This window comes from Sphingobium boeckii, from assembly GCF_014199215.1.
In the GTDB taxonomy this organism is placed as follows: Bacteria; Pseudomonadota; Alphaproteobacteria; order Sphingomonadales; family Sphingomonadaceae; genus Sphingobium_A; species Sphingobium_A boeckii.
The window spans coordinates 668,815-687,899 of sequence record NZ_JACIJC010000002.1 but is presented as its reverse complement, the minus strand read 5'-3'; the positions used below and the strand labels follow the sequence as shown (position 1 = coordinate 687,899).

Sequence of the window (19,085 nt, the reverse complement as noted above, 5' to 3'; positions counted from 1 at the left end):
AAGCACGATCAATGAGCGACAACGGTGAAAAGGGCATTGAGGCCGCAATTCAGGGCGACGGTCCCGAAGCGGGAAAGCTCTCCGGCGCGATCGGCGTGCGGACGCTGACCTTCATGGTCGTCGCCTTCGCCGCGCCGCTCACCGTGGCGGCGGCGAATGTGCCCCTTGGGGCGCTGGTGGGCAATGGCGCAGGGCTTCCTGCGATGTTCCTGGCGGGAATGGTCCTGCTGTCGTTGTTCACGGTCGGCTTCGTGGCGATGACGCCGCATGTGAAGCATCCCGGCGCATTTTATTCCTATATCAGGGAAGCGCTGGGACGGCCGATGGGCGTCGGGAGCGGTATGCTGGCTTTGACGGCCTATGCCGTCAACCTTGTCGGGGTGGTAGCTTTCGTCGGCGCATCGGTCGCCAATCTTCTGATTCAGTTCGGCGCGCCCGGTGGCCAATGGTGGATCTGGGCGCTTGTGGCGATCTCCCTGATCGGCATTCTGGGATATAAGCGCATCGACTTGTCCGGCCAGGTGCTTGGCGGCCTCCTGATCGCGGAAACCGCGATCATTCTGGTCATAGACGGTGCCGCGATCATCAATGTCGGCCCCGAAGGCTATTCGACCGGGATCATCGATCCAGCCGCCATCTTTTCCGGCTCGCCGGCGCTTGGTCTCATGTTCGCCATGCTGGCATTCGTCGGCATGGAAAGCACCGCCATCTTCCGCGACGAAGTGAAAGATCCGGCGCGGACGATACCGCGCGCAACCTATTGGGCGCTGGGGCTCATCGGCTTTCTCTACGCACTCACCTCCTGGTCGATGGTCACGGCCTGGGGGGACAGCCACTTCCTGAACCGCGTCACGGCGGACCCGGGGACGATGCTCGTGGACACCGCCTTCATCGTGGCTGGAAAGGTCGCAGCGGATATCACCAGCATCCTGATCGTCACCAGCGCCTTTGCCGCCTGCCTCAGTCTGCATAATGTGGTGGCGCGCTATCAATTCAGCCTGGCGAACAGCGGCGTGCTGCCGCGCGGCCTGGGACGCGTGCATCCCACGCATGGCTCACCCGCCATCGCATCCTATGTGACGACTCTATGGACCCTGGCCGGGATCCTCGCCGCGGTCGTGTTAGGTCTCGACCCGATCGTCGAGGTTGCAACTTGGTCCGGCGGGATCGCCGGCGTGGGCGTGGTGATCCTGATGATGCTCACATGCGTCGCCGTTGTGGTCTTTTTTCGCAAAAATCCGGTCGACACCCGGCCCTGGCATACGCTCGTGGCGCCGAGCCTGGGCGTGATCGGCCTCGCCATGGTGGTGTGCCTGGAGTTCAAGAACCTCCCGCTTCTGATGGGGGGATCGGTGCCGCTTGGCATCGTTGCCGGTGCCCTGATCGCGCTCGCCTTTTTCGGTGGGGCCGGATGGGCGCTTGCCCGTCCGAGCGCGGGCCTGTCGATCGCGCCGGTTGTGGGCTGAAATCGGGACTCAAAGCCCCCCGCTACGAGGCGCGCGCCGGCAGTTCGGTCCGGTAGACGATCGGGCGCAGTCCGAAACTGGTCGTCACCTGCGAAACACCTTTGATCCTGGTGAGTTTGTGCCGCAGGAAGTCTTCGAAATCGCCAAGTGATCCGACCACCACGCGCAGATGATAATCGGCGTCGCCCGTCATCAGATAACATTCCATGACTTCCGGAAAGCCGGCCACGGCCTGCTCGAAAATCGCGAGGTGCTTGTCGTCCTGACTGCCTAGTCGCACACGCACGAACGCCGTCACCGCCAGCCCCACGGCATCTGGATCGACCAGCGCGACATAACGCGAGATAACGCCTCGCTCTTCGAGTTGGCGCAGTCGACGTAAGCACGGGGAGGGCGAAAGACCGACTCTTTCAGATAATTCCTGATTGGACATGCGACCGTCGGCCTGAAGCTCCGCGAGGATTCTGCAGTCCATTGCATCCAACTTATTCATCGGCATAATCCACCTTATAATTGATTGATATAAGCATAATCTGCCAATTATGTTTGGCAAGTCGATAGACTTCGCAAGGACATGCCAGGCTATCCGTCGTAATGCGCATCTATCTCCAAAAAGAAAGCGGCTCATGGATTTGGTCAACTCTCGTTCCCGGCAGGATTTGGTGAGCGCGCTCGAGCATTTGGAAACGCGGCTGCTGTGGCTGTCATCCTGGATGATCCATAATGCCAACCACATCCGTCCCAAGCGCGATGGGCTCAAGGTCGGCGGGCATCAGGCGAGTTGCGCTTCGATGACCGCGATCATGGCAGCGCTCTATTTTTATGGGCTGCGACCGCAGGACAAGGTGGCGGTCAAGCCTCATGCCGGTCCCTTGCTGCACGCCATCCACTATCTGCTGGGTAACCAGACTCTCGATCACATGCAGCGCTTTCGCGGCCTTGGTGGGGTGCAATCCTATCCCAGCCGCACGAAGGATACGATCCCGGTCGACTTCTCGACCGGCTCGGTGGGGCTGGGCGTCGCCGTCACGGCATTTTCCAGTCTGGTTCAGGATTACCTGATCGCCCACGGCCGTGTGCGCGAGGAGGACGCCGGACGGATGATCGCGCTGATGGGTGATGCCGAACTGGACGAGGGCAATATATATGAGTGCCTGATCGAGGGCTATAAGCACGATCTGAGGAACTGCTGGTGGGTGGTCGATTATAACCGCCAGTCGCTGGACGCCACCACGGCCGATCGCATGTTCCGCCGCTTTGACGACATTTTCGAGACGTGCGGCTGGCGCGTCGTGACCTTGAAATATGGCAAGCGTCAGCGTGAGGCCTTCAAGCGCCCTGGCGGCAAGACCCTGGAGGCCTGGATCGACAATTGCCCGAATGCCGAATTCGCGGTGCTTACCTACCAGGGCGGGGCGGCCTGGCGTGCGCGGCTGTTGGCCGACATCGGGGACGATCGGGCCGCTGTTGAGTTGATCGACAGCTTCGACGACGAGGGCCTCGCACGGCTGATGACGAACCTTGGCGGCCATTGCATCGAGACTCTGATCGACGCGTTTGATGCGGCGCAGGACGACAAGCCGACATTGTTTATTGCCTATACCGTGAAGGGCCATAGCCTGCCACTCGCTGGCCATAAGGACAATCATTCCGGCATGATGAATCCGGCCCAGATGGACCAGTTTCGGACCGGACTGCGCATTGCCGAGGGTGAGGAATGGACCCCATGGGGTGGCCTGACCGACAACATCGCCGCTGATCTCAAGGCCTTTGTGGAGACCAGTCCGATCGCGCGGGGCAGGGTGGAGCCACACGTTCCCGCCGGTGCGATTCCGCGATTGCCCGCACCGGCAGGCGCCGAGCAATCGACTCAGGCGGCATTCGGACGAATCCTGCTCGATCTCGCGAAATCGGGCGAGGAACTTGCCGACCGGATCGTCACCACCGCGCCGGACGTGACCCAGACGACCAATCTCGGGGCTTTCGTGAACCAGCGTGGATTGTTCCGGCGCAGCGAACTGGCCGACGTCTTCCAGGCAGCGAGCATCCCGTCGACCCAAAAATGGTCCCAGCACGCGGCTGGACAACATATCGAGCTGGGTATCGCGGAGAACAATTTCTTCCTCTTGCTGACGTCGCTGGGCCTTGCCGCGCCGCATTTCGGTACGCGGTTGCTGCCGGTGGGCACGGTCTATGATCCGTTCATCGCGCGCGGGCTGGATGCCCTGAACTACGGCTGTTATTCGGATGCGCGCTTTTTGCTGGTGGGCACGCCGTCCGGCCTGACGCTGGCGGCCGAAGGCGGAGCGCACCAATCGATCAACACACCTCTGATCGGCATGGGCCAGCCCAATCTCACCTATTTCGAGCCGGCCTATGCCGATGAGGTGGCGGCCATGATGCGCTGGGCGTTCGAGCATATGCAGTCACCGAATGGCGGCTCTGCCTATTTGCGGCTGACCACCCGATCGATCCCGCAGGTCGAAAGGGCGGACGACGCCTGGGAGGCGGATGCGCTGAAGGGTGGATATTGGTTGCGCAAACCGACGCAAGGGGCCGAGGCGGCGATCGTCTTCACCGGCGCGGTTGCACCCGAGGCGCTGTTGGCCTGGGAACAATTGGCCGACGATCTGCCGGGCCTCGGCCTGCTCAATGTCACCTCTCCCGATCTGCTCCACCGCGGCTGGTCTGCGCAGCGCGCGGCGCGCTGGAACGGCTCCGAGCCAATGCCGTGTCATGCCCAGATGCTGCTGTCTCACCTTGCGCCGGGGGCCGGGCTGGTCACTGTACTCGATGGATCGCCTGGTGCCTTGTCATGGCTGGGCGGCGTCGCCGGCATGAGGGTGAGCCCGCTCGGCACCGACCGCTTTGGCCAGACCGGCGATTTGCCGGACCTTCACCGCGCCTATCGACTCGATAGCGAGGCGATCATCGACGCCGCCGCCGAACTTTTTCTGGGCCACTGACATGACCGTCGAATTGAAGATGCCCGCTTTGTCGCCAACCATGGAAAAGGGCTCCCTGGTCAAGTGGCTGGTTGCGGAGGGCGACATCATCCGCACCGGTGATCTCTTGGCAGAGATAGAGACTGACAAGGCGACCATGGAATTGGAGTCGATCGACAACGGCACAATCTTGCAAATCGTTGTCGGTGAGGGGCCGCAGGATGTTGCGGTGGGCACGGTCATAGCTTTGCTTGCGCAGGCGGGCGACATGGATGCCCAGCCGACGCGGGAGGCTGCCGTCCCTTTGACTTCCTCGTCGGCCAAGCCCGCGCCGGATGTGCCGGTCATCGCGCCTGAGCCGATCCTCGACGGCATCAAGGCCGGTCCCCTGGTTCAGCGGATCGCCAGGATCCAGGGAATTGATCTTTCGACCGTCACCGGAACCGGACCCAACGGCCGCATCGTGCGGGTCGATCTTGGCCTCGCGCAGCCCGATGCTGGCGCGCGGGCGGTTGGTCCGACGTGCGCGCCGCGGGCCGAAATCGCGCCGCCACCCGCCGACCTTCCTGTCCAAACCACGCCATTATCGAGCATGAGACGCACGATCGCACGGCGACTGTCGGAAGCGAAGCAAACCGTGCCGCACTTCTACCTGACGGCGCGCTGCAATCTCGATGCGCTGCTGGCGCTGCGGGGCGCGCTTAACGGCAGCCTGACAGATGGCACGGACCGGATCAGTGTCAACGACATGTTGATCAAGGCCATGGCCGCGGCGTTGATCGCGGTGCCGGACGCGAATGTGCAGTTCGGCGGCGATACCCTGCATCATTTCGGCCGGGCGGACATCGCAATGGCGGTCGCGATCGAGGGTGGATTGGTGACGCCGGTCATTCGCGCCGCCGACAGCCTCTCGCTCAAGGCGATAGCGCGGAACAGCAAGGCGCTGGCACAAAAGGCGCGAGACGGAAAGCTGGCACCTGAGGACTATAGCGGAGGCACCGCTTCGCTTTCGAACCTGGGGATGTTCGGCATTGACGAGATGATACCGGTCATCAATCCGCCTCAGGCAATGATCCTGGGCGTCGCCGCGGGCGTTGAGCAACCATGGAAGGTGGAAGGCGCTATCGGATTGGCAACGATCATGTCGGCGACAGGCAGCTTCGATCACCGCGCCATCGACGGCGCGACCGCGGCGCAGTTCATGCAGGCATTTCGGGAACTGGTCGAAAATCCGATGCTGCTATGTGTATGACGTTTCAGCCGCCACGAAACGATCCGGCACCTTGATGGTGCGAACGGAGCATCGGGCTATCCAGCCCGCTGCTCCGTTCGCACAAATCTATCCAGCGTGATGGGCATTCAGCAGCACGCAACGTCAAACATATTTGATGCGGTCCGACTTGAGTATGGGCAGCAGATCGCTCGGCGCGGTCAGGCCTTCGCGCACCATCTTCTCGACGCCTTTTTCCGCCGCCTCGACGTCCAGCAGCTTCTGGGCCAGCGCCGCCAACTCCACCCGGGGGACGATGACGACACCGTCGCAATCGGCGATCACGACGTCGCCGGACTGGGCCTGCACGCCTCCGATAACGATCGGCAATCCGACCGTGCCGGGGCCGTTATTGTGCGGTGAATTAGGGCTGATCCCCCGGCAATAGACCGGGATTCGGGTTGCCAGGATACCCTTGACGTCGCGCACGACGCCATCGGTGATGAAGCCGGCCACCCCGCGATTCCGGGCGAGACCCAACACCGTATCACCGGCGACACAGGTGCCAGTGAATGCGTCGGTAGCGCAAAGCAGCACATCGCCGGGCAGCGCGATCTCGATCGCGGCGAGCAGCGCCAATGTGTCGGCCGGCCCTGCGTGGCATGTCAGCACCGTGCCGACGATGCGAATGCCGATCGGATCGATGCCCGTCATCGGCCTGATGCTGTGATCCAGCGCGCCGCGGCCACCCATGGCATCCACGACATTGCTCGAGAATGCTGTTCTGAATGGCGCGATGGCCTGCTCATCAGGCCTGGGAAAGTTTCGCTGAATGGTGACGAGAGGAGCTTCATCGATCATTGCGTTGCCCTTTCAAACAAGAGGGGATGCGAAGCGGACGCCCTTGTGCCGCATGGATCAGCAAGCGGTGAAACCACCGTCGATGACGACTTCGGAGCCCGTCATGAAAGATGACTGATCGGATGCAAGGAAGGCCACCAGATTGGCGACTTCTTCGGGCTCGCCGGGCCGTTTCATGGGGGTGCGGCCAAGCACGATGGGCAGCGATTCGGGATCGTCGATAAAGGGCTTGGCGATCGGGGTTGCGATAAGCCCGGGATGCACGGAGTTTACCCGGATGTTGAACGGCACATAATCTATCGCCACGCCCTTGGTCATCGCCCGCGTCGCGCCCTTGGAGGCGGAATAGGCCGCGCAGCCGGGCATGTCGGAGACCATGGCGGAGTTGGACGAGATGTTGACGATCGCTCCGCCGCCGGCCGCCTGCATGGCGGGCAGGATATATTTGCAGCCCAGGAATGTGCCGCGCACGTTCACGCGCATCATCCGGTCGAACGACTCCAGTTCCATGTCCTGGATGAGTTCGAATTCCAGCTTGCCGGCATTGTTGACCAGGATATCGACCTTGCCGAAGGTTTCCATCGCCTTGGCGACCACAGCCTGCCAGGCGATCTCGTCGCCAACGTCGAGCGAGACCGCGATCGCCTTGCCGCCCTGCGCGCAGATATCGGCAGCGACACCTGCGGCACCCGCTTCATTCACGTCGGTGCAGATCAGGCTGGCACCGAGCGAGGCCAGGCGCCGGGCGCTATGTTCGCCGATGCCCTGGGCCGCGCCGGTGACCAGCGCGACCTTGCCGTAGAGGTTATAAGAATCTGCCATTGTTCGTCTCCTTAATCGTAAAAATGCCGACATGCCTGCCGATGTCGAGCGCCGTTTCGAACACGGCAAAGCGGCTCGTCAGCGCCGGAATGATGCTGCGATATGGTCGTTCCCCAGTCGCGCGTGCCCTTCGCCGAAGAGGTGCTCGCGTAGCGTGGATCCCGCATAGCCGCTCTTGGCCAAGCCGCGCTTGCGCAGCGCGGGCATGATGCCATCCACGAAATCGTCATAGGTCGAAGGCGTCAAGAACGGCTCGATCAGGAACCCATCGACACCGGTCTGGTCGACGAATGCTTCGACTTCATCAGCGATCTGCTCGGGCGTTCCGGTGAAGCCAAGCCCTGTCGGACCATTGCGGCGCAGATGCTCAAGCATCTCGCCGATGGTCTGCGGCTGCTGCTGCTCGCCCTTGCCAGCGGCATATTTTTCGACGAGCGATTTCGCATCCACCGCATTCGTCTGTCCGGGAATGGGCTTGTCGAGATCGGCTTCGGTCAGCTCCATGCCGGTGTGGTAGGACCATTCCAGCATGGCCGATTCCATCGTTGAATAGGATGCCGCTTCTTCGCGCCGGCGACGCGCTTCCGCTTCGGTGTCCCCGGTGATGAACAACGCGCCAGCCATGAATTTGATCGACCCGGGATCGCGGCCGAACTCTTCTTGCGCCAGCGTGCGTATGGCTGTGATGTCGGCGATCGCCTTGCTTGGATTGCTTCCGGAAATGAAGACCGCTTCGGCGAACTTTGCTGCGAACCTGCGCCCGGCGCTCGACGTGCCGGCCTGAAAGAGAACGGGAGTGCGCTGCGGTGAAGGCGGCACCATCATCGCGCCCTCGGCGCTGAAATACGGGCCTTGATGCTTGATCTCATGCACCTTGGCGGGATCCGCATAGACGCGGCCCGCCTTGTCGTTCAGGACGGCACCATCTTCCCAGCTTCCCTCCCAGAATTTGAGCACCAGTTCCAGGAAGTCGTCGGCGATGGCATAGCGCTCGCCGTGTTCGCGCAGGGCGGTCCCGAAGATCCGGGTGGTGGACTGCTGGTTTGCGCCGGTCACGACATTCCATCCGATCCGGCCACCGGAAAGGCTGTCCAGCGTGGACAGGCGACGCGCGATATGGGGCGGGGCCTCGGTCATGGTCGACATCGTCGTCACGAGCCCGAGGTGCGTCGTGGCGGCTGCAAGCGCCGAGAGCAGCACCACAGGATCGCCCATGGGAAACGACACGGCATCCTGAACAGTGCGTGGCGCCAGAGTGCCGTTCTTCAACGGATAGGCGAATTGATCGGCGAAGAAGAGGAAGTCGATGCCGCCGGACTCGAGCTTGCGCGCCAGATCAATCCAGTGATTCAAGGCAAGGAAGTTGTGCGAATTGTTATCGGGATGCGCCCAGATGCCGGTAACCATGCCGGACATTGCCAGACCCTGGATCACGCCGAAGGACAGGGGCTTTTTCGTTTTATTCATGATGTGTGATCTCCAGACAATTCTTGGACATTTGGGATGATCGATAGGCCGCGATCATTGGATGGATCGCGCGTCGCGCCGAAATGTTCGCGAAGCTCGCGCTTCAGGATCTTGCCCGCTGCGTTGCGCGGCAGATCATCGACGAAATAGACACGCTTCGGCACCTTATAGGCGGCGAGCGAGCGGCGCGCATGATCGATCAATTCACCCTCGCTGGCCGCGGCGTCAGCGCGAAGGATCACCACAGCGGTTACGCCCTCGATCCATTTGTCATCCGGCAAGCCGATGACCGAAACCTCCGAAACTGCGGGATGGGTAAACAGCACATCCTCGACCTCGCGGCTGGCGACCAAGACGCCTCCGGTGTTGATCACGTCGCGGACACGATCGACGATGTGGAGATAGCCTTGCTCGTCCATGATCCCGACATCGCCGGAATGAAACCATCCCCCTTTGAAGGCCGCCTCGGTCTCGTCGTCACGCTGCCAATAGCCGGCCAAGAGCTGAGGCGATCTATGGACGATCTCGCCGCGCGCACCCGCCGGCACTTCGTTCATCTGTTCGTCGACGATTCGCGTTTCGACATTCAATACCGGACGCCCCGCTGACGTGGGACGTGCGGCGTGTTCGCCCGGCTTCAGAACCGTGGCAACCGGCCCGATCTCGCTCTGGCCATAGACGTTGAAAAGGCCGCCATTGGGCAGGCGTCGCGCGATCTCGTCAAGCACGGGCCGGGGCATGATCGACGCGCCATAATAAAGCTTGGTCAGGGACGTCAGATCGTGGTCGTCAAACGCGGGGTGACGCAGCAGGCTGATCCATACCGTCGGAGGCGCGAAGAATGAAACGATCCTATGCCGCCGCACCCTTTCGAACACGAGCATGGGATCGGGCCGGTCCAATATCCATATCGTTCCCCCGGCCAGCAATTGCGGCATGGAGAATGCGTGCATCTGCGCGGTATGATAAAGCGGCAGAGCGGCCAGACACGCATCGCCTTCCGCATATTCGAGATCGTGAATACAGGACATATATTCGGCAAGAATCGCTGCGTGCGTCATCATCGCGCCCTTGGGGGCAGACGTGGTTCCGGACGTGTATTGGATCTGTGCCAGGTCATGGCCTTCGACCGCGACATCGGGCGGTGAGCCGTCGCCTTGACCAGCCAGGCGAAGCACATCCAACCCGGCATCCGCAGCCAGTGTGCCGAAGATCGAGAGCGAAGGCAGGTCGGGTAGGGCGGCCACTTCCGCCAGGCGGTCGGCATCGCAGAACATCGCGCGGGATCCGGATTGCCCGACAATATAGGCCAATTCGCCGCTGGACAGTTTGTTGTTGATTGGCACATGGACCAGCCCGGCTCGGGCGCATCCGAGCCAGCACAGCAGGTAAGCGTCTGAATTCGCCCCGAAGACCGCGACTCTGTCTCCCTTTTGCAGCCCCGTTGCGAGGAGTCCGCGGGCCACATTTCCGGCCGCCCGATCCAGATCGCGAAAGCTCCAGCTCCGGTCTCCGAAGCTGATTGCCGTGCGATCGCGGAATTTGCGTGCCGCCCGGTGGAGCGCTGCACCGATAGTATCGTTCATCGTGGCCTCCCTATCCAACAGCGGTCCCACATCTTGCCAATGGGGCATCGGACCAAAACACCGCGCGCCGCCTGGAATCGAATGGCCCGAACCTGGCTCGTCTTGCGCACAGATGGCGCACTGGTCTTTAAGGCGCAGTCAGGTTCGGCATACGGATGAGCGATCCCGTCGCCTTGGGATCCGACGGATCACGAACAGTAGTAACATAAAGCGCGCGCTCATCCGGGCTGAGCGCGACATTTGTCACGCCGTCGCCGGCAGCGATCTCAAACACATGAATCAGTTTGCCGGTCGGCGAAATCTTGATCACCTTGCCGCCGTTGAATTGGGCGACGTAGAGGTTTCCTGCGCGGTCCACCTTGATGCCGTCGGGGCCGATGAATGCCGATTGGATCTTGTCGCGCACCAGCACGTTCAGCAGCGCAAAATTGGCACGATCTGAAAGGGTGCCATTCGCCTGGATCGTGAATTTCGTGATCGAGTTCCCGATCGACTCGGCGACGTAGAGCGTGCGTCCATCAGGCGAAACTGCGAGGCCGTTGGCGTAGTTGAGCGCATCCGCCATTTCGACCCAATCGTGCGCGCCCGGGGCCAGATATAGCACCTTGCCGGCAATCAGCCCGGGCGGATCCGACAGCGGCCCCGAGATGGTCGCATAGATGCCGCCATTAGGCGTGACCGCGAAATCATTGACGCCGCCTTTGAGCGGCCTGCCGGCTACGTCGGTTTTCCAGCGCTGGATTTCCTTGCCGTCGCGGGTCAATTTCACGATCGCTCCGGCGTCCGCCAGGCAAGCGAGAAGCAGGTGGCCATCCGCGGTGGCGGCCAGTCCATTATGTTCGCAGGTGGCATCGTGGTGCAACACCTTGGCCTGGTGTCCATCCCATTTGGCGAGGATGTTATCGGTCCAGCCTACGTAATAGACATCGCGTCCGATGAGGACCGGCGCTTCCGGGCCGCCGATGCCCGAGACGATCATTGTCTCCGCTGCTGCCGGTGTTTGCGCCAGCGCGTGGGAGCCGAACGGCATGAGGCACGTCGCTGCGAGCAAGCACTGAAGCTTGGTGATATTCGGCATCCTGCTGGTGGGCTTCAATATCACAACCGGCATCCTCAATCGAGCATGGCGTCTAAACGCCATACGGACAATTTATGAGAATCCAATTTATCCGATCAGACAAATTGGGTCAATCGGAAAACTTGTTGTGACCCGATTGTCAAACCTGCGCGCGATCGCTCATGCCGACGCTCAGGATGCTTGCGGTTTCGAACCCCGGCGCAATGAGATAGGCGTGAGCCATGCTTGAATCGAAATACATGCACTCCCCCTGATTGAGGATGAAATCGCTATAGAATTCAGTCACCACGTTGACGCTGCCTTCGAGCACATAGACGAACTCTTCGCCGCGGTGATGAGATAATGGTCCGAACTCATCCAGGTTGCGGGCTTTGACCTGGCAGACGAGCGGGACCATCTGCTTCTGGCGAAGCTCGGTGCAAAGATAGAAGATATCGCCATTGTTGGTATTGACGCGGAGCGCCTTTTCCAAAGTGTCGATGGCGCGGCGCCCAGTCACCGGCGCATCCGCCGCAACCCAATTCCGGTTGGGCGCAAACAGGTCCGACAAGCTGATGCCCAGACTGTCGCTGACCTGCTGCAATTTGTCGTAAGACAGCGTTAATTGCCCACGCTCGATCTTCGAAAGGGTCGACATGGTGATGTCCACCGCTTCGCTCATCTGCTTCAGCGTCCAGCCGCGTTCGGAACGCAAGTTGCGGATAATCGAGCCCAGTTGCGGTTTGTCTTTGTTCATGGCGACCTCTTAAGAGGTGTCCGTGCCAAGCGCAACGCGGTGGTTAGTGGACGCGGACCGCCACCTTCGATCTTTCGTCCGGCCTATCGCGCTTCGTTCAAAACCTGGATCTGCGTATATTCGTCAAGCCCGTCTTGGGCGACTTCCACGCCGATGCCCGATTGCTTAGCGCCGGCGAACGGGATGTCGGGGCCGAAATCGAGATGCTTGTTGATCCAGACCGTGCCCGCTTCCATGCGCAGCGCGAGATCACGCGCCGTAGCGCGGTCTTTCGACCAGATCGAGCCTCCGAGGCCATATTCCGACGCGTTTGCAGACCGCAAGGCGTCTTCCACGTCTTCATAGCGAACGATGGGCAGGATCGGTCCGAATTGCTCCTCGTCCACCAGGCGGCTGCCATCGGTAATGTCCCGAATGATTGTCGGCCGGACAAAATAGCCCGGACGGTCTTCGACCACGCCACCGGCGACGATGGCTCCATCGCCGCGTGCTTCTTCCAGCAGCGCCTTGACCTTGTCGAACTGCGCCTTGTTTTGCAGCGGTCCCATCTGCACGCCCTGCTTCAGGCCGTCATCGACGATCGCCGCATCGGCGAGGCGCGCGAGCTCGTCGCAAAGCGCGTCGTAAATGTCGGCATGAGCGTAAACGCGTTTGATCGCGATGCACACTTGGCCAGCGTTCATGAACGCACTGCCATAGATGTCCTTCGCGACGGCGACGGGATCGACATCACCCAGCACGATCGCTGCGTCGTTGCCGCCGAGTTCAAGGGTCATCCTTTTCAGGGTTGAGGCTGCGGACGCCATCACCTTGCGCCCGGTCGCGGTGGAGCCGGTGAAGGATATCTTGGCGATGGAGGGGTGTTCCGCCAGCTTCTGACCAAGGTCATTCTGGTCGGCTATGACGTTGAAAACGCCCGGCGGCAGAATGTCGGCCACCAATGATGCGATGCGCAACATGGTGAGCGGCGTTGTCGGCGCTGGCTTCAGGACGACTGTATTGCCGGCCAGAAGCGCGAAGGGGAATTTGTAGGTCGCGATCAGCACCGGGAAGTTCCACGGAACGATCGCCGCGACGACGCCCAAGGGTCGCCGATGAACCTCGACGAGGCGACCTTCGCTGTCTTCGATCGTCTTGGGCTCCAGCGAAAAGGTTGCAAACCTCCGGATAAACAACGCGGAATACAGTATCTCCGCTTCTGCCTCGGGGAGCGGCTTGCCTTGCTCTTGCGTCAAAAGACGCGCCAGATTCGGCGCGTCGGCGTCGATCGCATCCGCAATCTTCACCAGAAGCGCGCTGCGCTGGGCGATCGGCGTGGAAGCCCAAGCGGGGAAAGCGGATTTGGCGGCGGCCACGGCTTCGTTCAATTGCTCTTCGGACGCCCAGGGGCACCGCGCCAGCACGCTTTCGTTGGCGGGATCGATGACGTCAAAGCTCTTGGCCCCGGGGACGAGCTGGCCGTTGATAAGCATAAAATAGTCTTGCATTTTCACTCTCCCACTACGCTGGCGCCATTGCCCTCAGCGGATTTGAATTTGAGACGCCGCAACTTGGGCAATGCGATCGCAAACAGCGGAATCAGATAGACCAGCACGATCGCATAGCCGAATAGGCGATAGCCCTTGGCGATCAGCGTTATCAAGCCGATGCCCTCAGCGATGAAGATGGATCCGATCGTGATTACGAGAGGAAAAATCCACCGGACTTGGCCCAGCATCCTGCTTTCCGATCGCTCGGCCAGGGCAGAAATACGGGCCTGAAACGCTTGAACGCTGCCGACGCTGCTCTCCAGCAGGGCGAAGAAGATCATCGTCTGGAACGCGAAGCGCAGCATCGGGCTGCCCAGTGCCTGCAACACATAATCAGACGGAAGCGGTTGCGAGAGCACCGTCGGATAGAAGGGCAGCAGGCAGATGAAGAACAATATGGCCGGTATCATGGCGAGCGGCCCGCTCAGGAGGCCGGACACGACCGCGTCGCGCGCGCGGGTCTGATGACGCAGCACCGGCAGGATCAGCACTGCAGCCAGCACGTTATAGGCCGAGAAGGTGAGTCCGTCGAACAGCCAATTCGAAGGGGGAGCTGGCAGGGCGAACGCGCCTGCGACTTCACCGCCGAAGCGCGACAGCGTGACCACCAGAAAGATCGCGTAAACCAGGTAAAGGAGGATCGAAACATATTTGAACAGTTCCTCCACACCCTTCTGGCCCGAATAGGTCACGGCGAGAATGGCTGCCACCATTGCCATCGTGCCGGCCAGCCTGGGAGCACCGAACAACGAAAACCCGATCTCGCCCGCGGCTGCGCCGAATACGGCGAGCAGCAGCACGATGGAAGCCAAGTATAGGATTTCGAACACGATGGCGAAGCGGCCCAGGATGTGACGAAAGAAGTCCTGATAATTGTAGGATTTCATCACAAAGGCGAATAGGAATGTCAGGGCGCAGACCACGCTCCATACGATCGTCACAACGATCATTGCGAGAAGGCCGTTGGCCGGGCCGTTCTTCAGAAAATACTCGACCAACTCGCGACCCGTGGCATAACCACCGCCGATGACGCACGCCTTGAACGCCAGCCCGGGCAGCAGAATTCTGTCGACGAATGAACTGCCTTGTCGCGCCATCTGCAATCCTTTGTTGAGAGACAGGTATTTTCCATCCGGAAATGAGATTGTCAATCGGATAAGAGGTAGTAGGGGAGGCGCGGGCGCATGTTCGGCGTCCGATCTCTTGAAGAAGGACAACCCATGAAGATCGTTAAGTCCCCTGCCGTGAATGTTCCTATTTCCGCCGCGATAGAAACAGGGGATCTGGTATTTCTCTCCGGCCAGATCGCGTTTCGAGAAGGCAAGATCGCCGGCGAAACCGTGGCGGAGCAGACCGAGGTGGTGATCGACGCTCTCGAAGGCGTGCTGGCCGAGCTGGGCCTGACCCTCGACAATGTCGTCAAGACCAGCGTGTGGCTTACCGATGCAAGCCTGTTCGGTGAATTCAACGGGGTTTATGCTGAGCGTTTCAAGGCTCCTTGCCCGGCGCGATCGACGGTCATTTCCGGCCTCGCGCTGCCCGGCGCGCTCGTGGAGATCGATGCCATCGCCAGCCGGACGTCCCAGCGCGGCTAAAGCCGTCGGACGGACAGGGGACGGCTAAGCGGTCAAAACCTGTCCGGTCGGTACGGTTTGGGATCGGTAAACGGCTCCTCGCCGGTGATCAATTGGGCGAGGAGCACGCCAGTGGTCGGCCCCATGGTGAAGCCTTGATGAGCGTGTCCGAAAGCATACCATAGGCCGCGCTCCGAACCGGCTCCGATCACGGGCAACATGTCGGGCATACACGGGCGCGCGCCCAGCCACGGGGTCGAATCGGCCGCCATGCCGAGCGCCGGCAGCGCAGCACGGGCAAGTGGTTCGGCGCGCCCGATCTGCACGGGGGTTGAAGGTGCGCTGACCGGCGCAAATTCGGCACCCGTGAGCAGGCGAATCCCATGCCGCATGGGCGCAAGGACATAGCCATGGTCCGAATCCGCAAACGGCCGGTTCAGCGCACCAGGCGCGGCGGCGTAATTCAAATGATAGCCGCGCTTGTGGAACATCGGCGGCCGATAGCCGAACTTTGCAACGACTGGCGGGGCCCAAGGGCCAAGGCAGATGACAACCTCACGCGCCACGATCGGGCCTTCGGAGGATGGCATGGTCCATCCCTCGGCATGGCGCTCTAGAGACTGCGCATCGCCCCGCGCGATCACCCCACCGCCATTGCGGATGGCTTGCGCATAATACGCGACGAGATCGCCTGGATCGCGCACGGTATAGGGTGCGGTCCAATGGACGCCGCCGATGAAGTCCCGAGATATATTCGGCTCCTGCGCATGGAGCAGATCCGCGTCCATAACGTCGAACGGGACCGAAAACTGTTCGCAGATGGGCCGGATGGATTCGATCAGAGCGGCCAAGGGCTCTTCGCGGCGAAATCCCTGGACGAAACCGGTCTGGTGATACAGATCTTGTGCACCCACTTCCGCTGCCAGTTCGAGGTGGTCGGCGGTCGAACGCGAAATGAGCGGTGCCCGGGCCTTGGCGATCTGCATCGCCCGATCGGGAGCCGAATTGCGCCAATATTGAAAGAAGGGCTTCAGCATACCGCCGAGTGCTGTCGCGTGATAATGCACGTCGATCGATTTATTGCGCGCGTACCGGACCAGGGTCGCCAGTTGGCGCGGAAACAAGGGCGGCATGAACGCTTCGCTCTGGACGAAGCCGGCATTGCCGAACGATGTTTCGGCACCGGGTTCGCGCAGATCGACGACCGCCACCGAACGTCCTCGCCGCTGAAGTTCGAGTGCAGATGCCGTGCCGACGATGCCAGCGCCAAGAACCAACACATCCGTCTTCATAACTTGCAGGCTCCAACATTCGCAAATTGGTCCTATCACGAGTTATCCGTTTGGCAATAATTTTCCTATTGGCAATCAATCTTCCCTATGGCCGCTTTACGCTGTGGGTGTGGCTCTGGTCGAACGTCACAATCGCTGGATGTCGTAATTTGCCACTCAACATCTGACTGTCAATGGAGCGGCGATCATCAGATGGCGCGCGCCGTCCGCGACCGCCGGTGCAACGCATTCACCCGCCGGAATCGCAATATTCGTCGATGCGGGCGATCCGCCCCTCCTTCAATCGAACGATCAGGCAAACATGCTGGTCCTTCGCGCTTTCATCGCGCTCGACAAAACCCTGGACGACATATTGCAGCAGGAACCCGTCGCTCAACGGCTCGAACCGCACCGGCGTGGCATCCAGGGATTCAAATTGCCCGACGTGTTGATTGAACTCCGTCATGATGGTGTCGACGGTTTTTTCGACAACGCTCACATTGTCCCAGAAAACGAAATCGTCGGCCGCCATTTTGGCCAGAAATCCTGCGTCTCTCGAACGATACATTTGCAGAATGCCGTCGCTAATTTCTTGGGCTTTGGCGTCGCGCATCGAATGTCTCCACAGAATTGATTGATCACAAGAAAAGCCCAGGCGAGGCATCAGATGGATGACCTTGATCCTGTCAAAGTCCGCGATCCTGTCAAAGTCCACGTCGATCGCACGATGCGTGCCGGGACGGGGGCCACCATGTGAAGCCGCTCGTGCAGAGGCCCGTTTTGCTTGAAGCGACGCGATCGCGCCATTTAGTCAGGCGGCCTGGATCAGACCTGTCCCGCCTTGAGGAATTCGGTCGCATGATAGGCCGCGCGGGCGGACAGCGCCATATAGGTCAGCGAGGGGTTCTGGGTTCCGGTCGAGGCCATAGCCGATCCGTCCGTGATGAACAGGTTTGGCACATCATGCGCCTGGTTGAATCCGTTGAGAACGGACGTTCGCGGATCCTTGCCCATGCACGCCGTCCCCATTTCGTGGACGCCGCTTCCCGCGGCAGCGATGCTGACCGGTTGTGCATCAGCCTCGCCCGAGGGTGGCGTCGCTTTGATGATCGTGGCACCCGCTGCAATCAGCATCGTTTCCGCATCGAGATCCATCTGTTTGGCGACACGCCGATCGTTGTCGCCGTGGCTGATCTCGATATGCGGGATCGGGATGCCCCATTGGTCGATCCGGTTGGGATGCAGCGTGACCCGATTGTCAGGATTGGGCAGCATCTCTCCATAACCGCTCAGAAAGATGGTCCATGGGCCGGGCTTGCGGATCGCCGCTTTATATTCGGCACCGACCCCGGGTGTTGCGAATGCGGCCTCGTGCCAGCCGGCGCGCGAAATGCCGCCCTGGAAGCCATAGCCCCGCATGAATTCGGCGGCCTCGGTCACATGGCGATATCGGGGAATATAGAAGCCGGTAGGGCGACGGCCGAAATAGGTGCGATCGAGAAGTCCGGGATAGACGCCCAGCGCGCCCGCGGTGTTGACATGATCCATGAGATTGCGTCCCACCATATCGGACGAATTGGCGAGACCGGTCTGATTTTCGGCTGATTTCGAATTGAGCAGGATCTGTGCCGTCCCGATCGTCGAGGCGCACAGGAAGACGATCTTTGCTTCATATATCCGCCCCTCCTTGGTGTGAGCATCGATCACGCGCACGCCGGTAACCTTCTTGGTCTTCGGATCCTGGATCAGGCTGTGGACGATCGCATCGGTGATCGTGGTCAGATTGCCGGTCCGCTCAGCCGCGGGCAGGGATGAACTGAGGCTGGAATGATATGCGCCGAAGGAGCATCCGCGTTCGCACAAGGATCGGTATTGGCAGGGATTCCGTCCTAGTTCGAGATGATGCTCCTTGGCTTCCGACAAGTGTGCGCAGCGACCGGGGATGACGCGCCGGCCCGGAAAACTTCTCTCGATCTTGCTCTGGAAATCGACTTCAGCGTCGTTGAGCGCCATTGCCGGCAGGAACTCGCCGTCGGGCAGTTGCTCCAGACCTTCCTTCGATCCGGAGACGCCGATGAACTTTTCGACATGATCGTACCAGGGCGCAATGTCGGCATAACGGATCGGCCAGTCCGAACCGTGACCATCTTTGCCATTGGCAGCAAAATCCGATTCACTCAGCCGGTAGCTCTGACGCGCCCACATGAGCGACCGGCCGCCGAGATGATAGCCGCGGATCCACACAAACGGCTTGTCGTCGGGCGTGGAATAAGGGTGCTCCCGGTCATTCACCCAAAAGCTCTTGTTCGCTGCCGTCATCGCATAGCATTGGCTCTGCACCGGATAATCAGCAAGCTCGTCCTCGGGGATCTTGTTGGCGTGGGGCAATTCCCACGGCATCAGTGAATCGGTATAATCCTCGCCATGCGTCAGCTTGCGGCCGCGCTCGAGGATGAGCGTTTTCAATCCACGCTCACACAGTTCTTTCGCGGCTATGCCGCCGCTCATGCCCGAACCGATTACGATAGCATCAAACATGA

The 19,085-nt window shown here is 60.8% G+C and carries 16 protein-coding genes; 4 read left to right on the top strand and 12 right to left on the bottom strand.

Going from position 1 to position 19,085, the window contains the following annotated elements; translation table 11 throughout:
• Positions 1–11: 11 nt before the first annotated feature.
• Positions 12–1,466: an APC family permease gene (locus FHS49_RS08460; RefSeq protein ID WP_184017229.1), complete on the top strand. Its 1,455-nt coding sequence runs from the start codon at positions 12–14 to the stop codon at positions 1,464–1,466.
• Positions 1,467–1,488: 22 nt separating this feature from the next.
• Here the strand turns inward: FHS49_RS08460 and FHS49_RS08455 are convergent, their stop codons facing one another.
• Complete coding sequence (locus FHS49_RS08455) at positions 1,489–1,959, bottom strand: Lrp/AsnC family transcriptional regulator (RefSeq protein WP_246350448.1); 471 nt, start codon at positions 1,957–1,959, stop codon at positions 1,489–1,491.
• Between the two features lie 133 nt (positions 1,960–2,092).
• Between FHS49_RS08455 and FHS49_RS08450 the strand changes: the two genes are divergently transcribed.
• A complete protein-coding gene (locus FHS49_RS08450) occupies positions 2,093–4,432 on the top strand; it encodes a transketolase (protein ID WP_184017225.1) in 2,340 nt (779 codons plus the stop codon).
• 1 nt (position 4,433) lies between these two features.
• The gene (locus tag FHS49_RS08445; protein WP_184017223.1) at positions 4,434–5,663 is read left to right on the top strand and encodes a dihydrolipoamide acetyltransferase family protein; all 1,230 of its coding nucleotides are present in this window, start codon (positions 4,434–4,436) and stop codon (positions 5,661–5,663) included.
• 123 nt (positions 5,664–5,786) lie between these two features.
• Here FHS49_RS08445 and FHS49_RS08440 read toward each other — a convergent pair whose 3' ends face one another.
• The 8 genes from FHS49_RS08440 to FHS49_RS08405 form a co-directional block, all read right to left on the bottom strand.
• Entirely contained in the window at positions 5,787–6,482 is a 696-nt protein-coding gene (locus FHS49_RS08440) for an RraA family protein (protein ID WP_184017221.1), read from the bottom strand.
• Between the two features lie 57 nt (positions 6,483–6,539).
• Positions 6,540–7,304 carry an SDR family NAD(P)-dependent oxidoreductase gene (locus FHS49_RS08435; RefSeq protein ID WP_184017219.1) on the bottom strand — a complete coding sequence of 255 codons (765 nt, stop codon included), beginning with the start codon at positions 7,302–7,304 and terminating at the stop codon, positions 6,540–6,542.
• A gap of 78 nt (positions 7,305–7,382) precedes the next feature.
• Entirely contained in the window at positions 7,383–8,771 is a 1,389-nt protein-coding gene (locus FHS49_RS08430; RefSeq protein ID WP_184017217.1) for an NtaA/DmoA family FMN-dependent monooxygenase, read from the bottom strand.
• Positions 8,768–10,357: a fatty acyl-CoA synthetase gene (locus FHS49_RS08425; RefSeq protein ID WP_184017215.1), complete on the bottom strand. Its 1,590-nt coding sequence runs from the start codon at positions 10,355–10,357 to the stop codon at positions 8,768–8,770. The genes FHS49_RS08430 and FHS49_RS08425 overlap by 4 nt, the downstream gene beginning before the upstream one ends.
• Positions 10,358–10,484: 127 nt before the next feature.
• Entirely contained in the window at positions 10,485–11,435 is a 951-nt protein-coding gene (locus tag FHS49_RS08420) for an SMP-30/gluconolactonase/LRE family protein (protein ID WP_184017213.1), read from the bottom strand.
• A 139-nt stretch (positions 11,436–11,574) separates the two neighbouring features.
• Positions 11,575–12,171: a helix-turn-helix domain-containing protein gene (locus tag FHS49_RS08415; RefSeq protein WP_184017211.1), complete on the bottom strand. Its 597-nt coding sequence runs from the start codon at positions 12,169–12,171 to the stop codon at positions 11,575–11,577.
• Positions 12,172–12,254: 83 nt separating this feature from the next.
• Complete coding sequence (locus tag FHS49_RS08410) at positions 12,255–13,658, bottom strand: aldehyde dehydrogenase family protein (RefSeq protein ID WP_184017209.1); 1,404 nt, start codon at positions 13,656–13,658, stop codon at positions 12,255–12,257.
• Between the two features lie 2 nt (positions 13,659–13,660).
• Positions 13,661–14,797: a YkvI family membrane protein gene (locus FHS49_RS08405; protein WP_184017207.1), complete on the bottom strand. Its 1,137-nt coding sequence runs from the start codon at positions 14,795–14,797 to the stop codon at positions 13,661–13,663.
• A 123-nt stretch (positions 14,798–14,920) separates the two neighbouring features.
• On the opposite strand from FHS49_RS08405, the gene FHS49_RS08400 reads away from it, so the two are divergent.
• Complete coding sequence (locus FHS49_RS08400) at positions 14,921–15,295, top strand: RidA family protein (protein ID WP_184017205.1); 375 nt, start codon at positions 14,921–14,923, stop codon at positions 15,293–15,295.
• Positions 15,296–15,327: 32 nt separating this feature from the next.
• Here FHS49_RS08400 and FHS49_RS08395 read toward each other — a convergent pair whose 3' ends face one another.
• The 3 genes from FHS49_RS08395 to FHS49_RS08385 form a co-directional block, all read right to left on the bottom strand.
• Complete coding sequence (locus FHS49_RS08395; protein ID WP_184017203.1) at positions 15,328–16,566, bottom strand: NAD(P)/FAD-dependent oxidoreductase; 1,239 nt, start codon at positions 16,564–16,566, stop codon at positions 15,328–15,330.
• Between the two features lie 229 nt (positions 16,567–16,795).
• Positions 16,796–17,209, bottom strand: a complete 414-nt coding sequence (locus tag FHS49_RS08390; protein ID WP_184017201.1) for a nuclear transport factor 2 family protein — start codon at positions 17,207–17,209, stop codon at positions 16,796–16,798.
• 161 nt (positions 17,210–17,370) lie between these two features.
• A complete protein-coding gene (locus FHS49_RS08385; RefSeq protein WP_184017199.1) occupies positions 17,371–19,083 on the bottom strand; it encodes a GMC oxidoreductase in 1,713 nt (570 codons plus the stop codon).
• Positions 19,084–19,085: the final 2 nt, after the last annotated feature.

Bases quoted from the DNA above. Each gene is read 5' to 3' on its own strand.
- FHS49_RS08460 (WP_184017229.1), top strand. From the start codon at position 12: ATGAGCGACAACGGTGAAAAGGGCATTGAGGCCGCAATTCAGGGCGAC.
- FHS49_RS08455 (WP_246350448.1), bottom strand. From the start codon at position 1,959: ATGAATAAGTTGGATGCAATGGACTGCAGAATCCTCGCGGAGCTTCAG.
- FHS49_RS08450 (WP_184017225.1), top strand. From the start codon at position 2,093: ATGGATTTGGTCAACTCTCGTTCCCGGCAGGATTTGGTGAGCGCGCTC.
- FHS49_RS08445 (WP_184017223.1), top strand. From the start codon at position 4,434: ATGACCGTCGAATTGAAGATGCCCGCTTTGTCGCCAACCATGGAAAAG.
- FHS49_RS08440 (WP_184017221.1), bottom strand. From the start codon at position 6,482: ATGATCGATGAAGCTCCTCTCGTCACCATTCAGCGAAACTTTCCCAGG.
- FHS49_RS08435 (WP_184017219.1), bottom strand. From the start codon at position 7,304: ATGGCAGATTCTTATAACCTCTACGGCAAGGTCGCGCTGGTCACCGGC.
- FHS49_RS08430 (WP_184017217.1), bottom strand. From the start codon at position 8,771: ATGAATAAAACGAAAAAGCCCCTGTCCTTCGGCGTGATCCAGGGTCTG.
- FHS49_RS08425 (WP_184017215.1), bottom strand. From the start codon at position 10,357: ATGAACGATACTATCGGTGCAGCGCTCCACCGGGCGGCACGCAAATTC.
- FHS49_RS08420 (WP_184017213.1), bottom strand. From the start codon at position 11,435: ATGCCGAATATCACCAAGCTTCAGTGCTTGCTCGCAGCGACGTGCCTC.
- FHS49_RS08415 (WP_184017211.1), bottom strand. From the start codon at position 12,171: ATGAACAAAGACAAACCGCAACTGGGCTCGATTATCCGCAACTTGCGT.
- FHS49_RS08410 (WP_184017209.1), bottom strand. From the start codon at position 13,658: ATGCAAGACTATTTTATGCTTATCAACGGCCAGCTCGTCCCCGGGGCC.
- FHS49_RS08405 (WP_184017207.1), bottom strand. From the start codon at position 14,797: ATGGCGCGACAAGGCAGTTCATTCGTCGACAGAATTCTGCTGCCCGGG.
- FHS49_RS08400 (WP_184017205.1), top strand. From the start codon at position 14,921: ATGAAGATCGTTAAGTCCCCTGCCGTGAATGTTCCTATTTCCGCCGCG.
- FHS49_RS08395 (WP_184017203.1), bottom strand. From the start codon at position 16,566: ATGAAGACGGATGTGTTGGTTCTTGGCGCTGGCATCGTCGGCACGGCA.
- FHS49_RS08390 (WP_184017201.1), bottom strand. From the start codon at position 17,209: ATGCCTCGCCTGGGCTTTTCTTGTGATCAATCAATTCTGTGGAGACAT.
- FHS49_RS08385 (WP_184017199.1), bottom strand. From the start codon at position 19,083: ATGTTTGATGCTATCGTAATCGGTTCGGGCATGAGCGGCGGCATAGCC.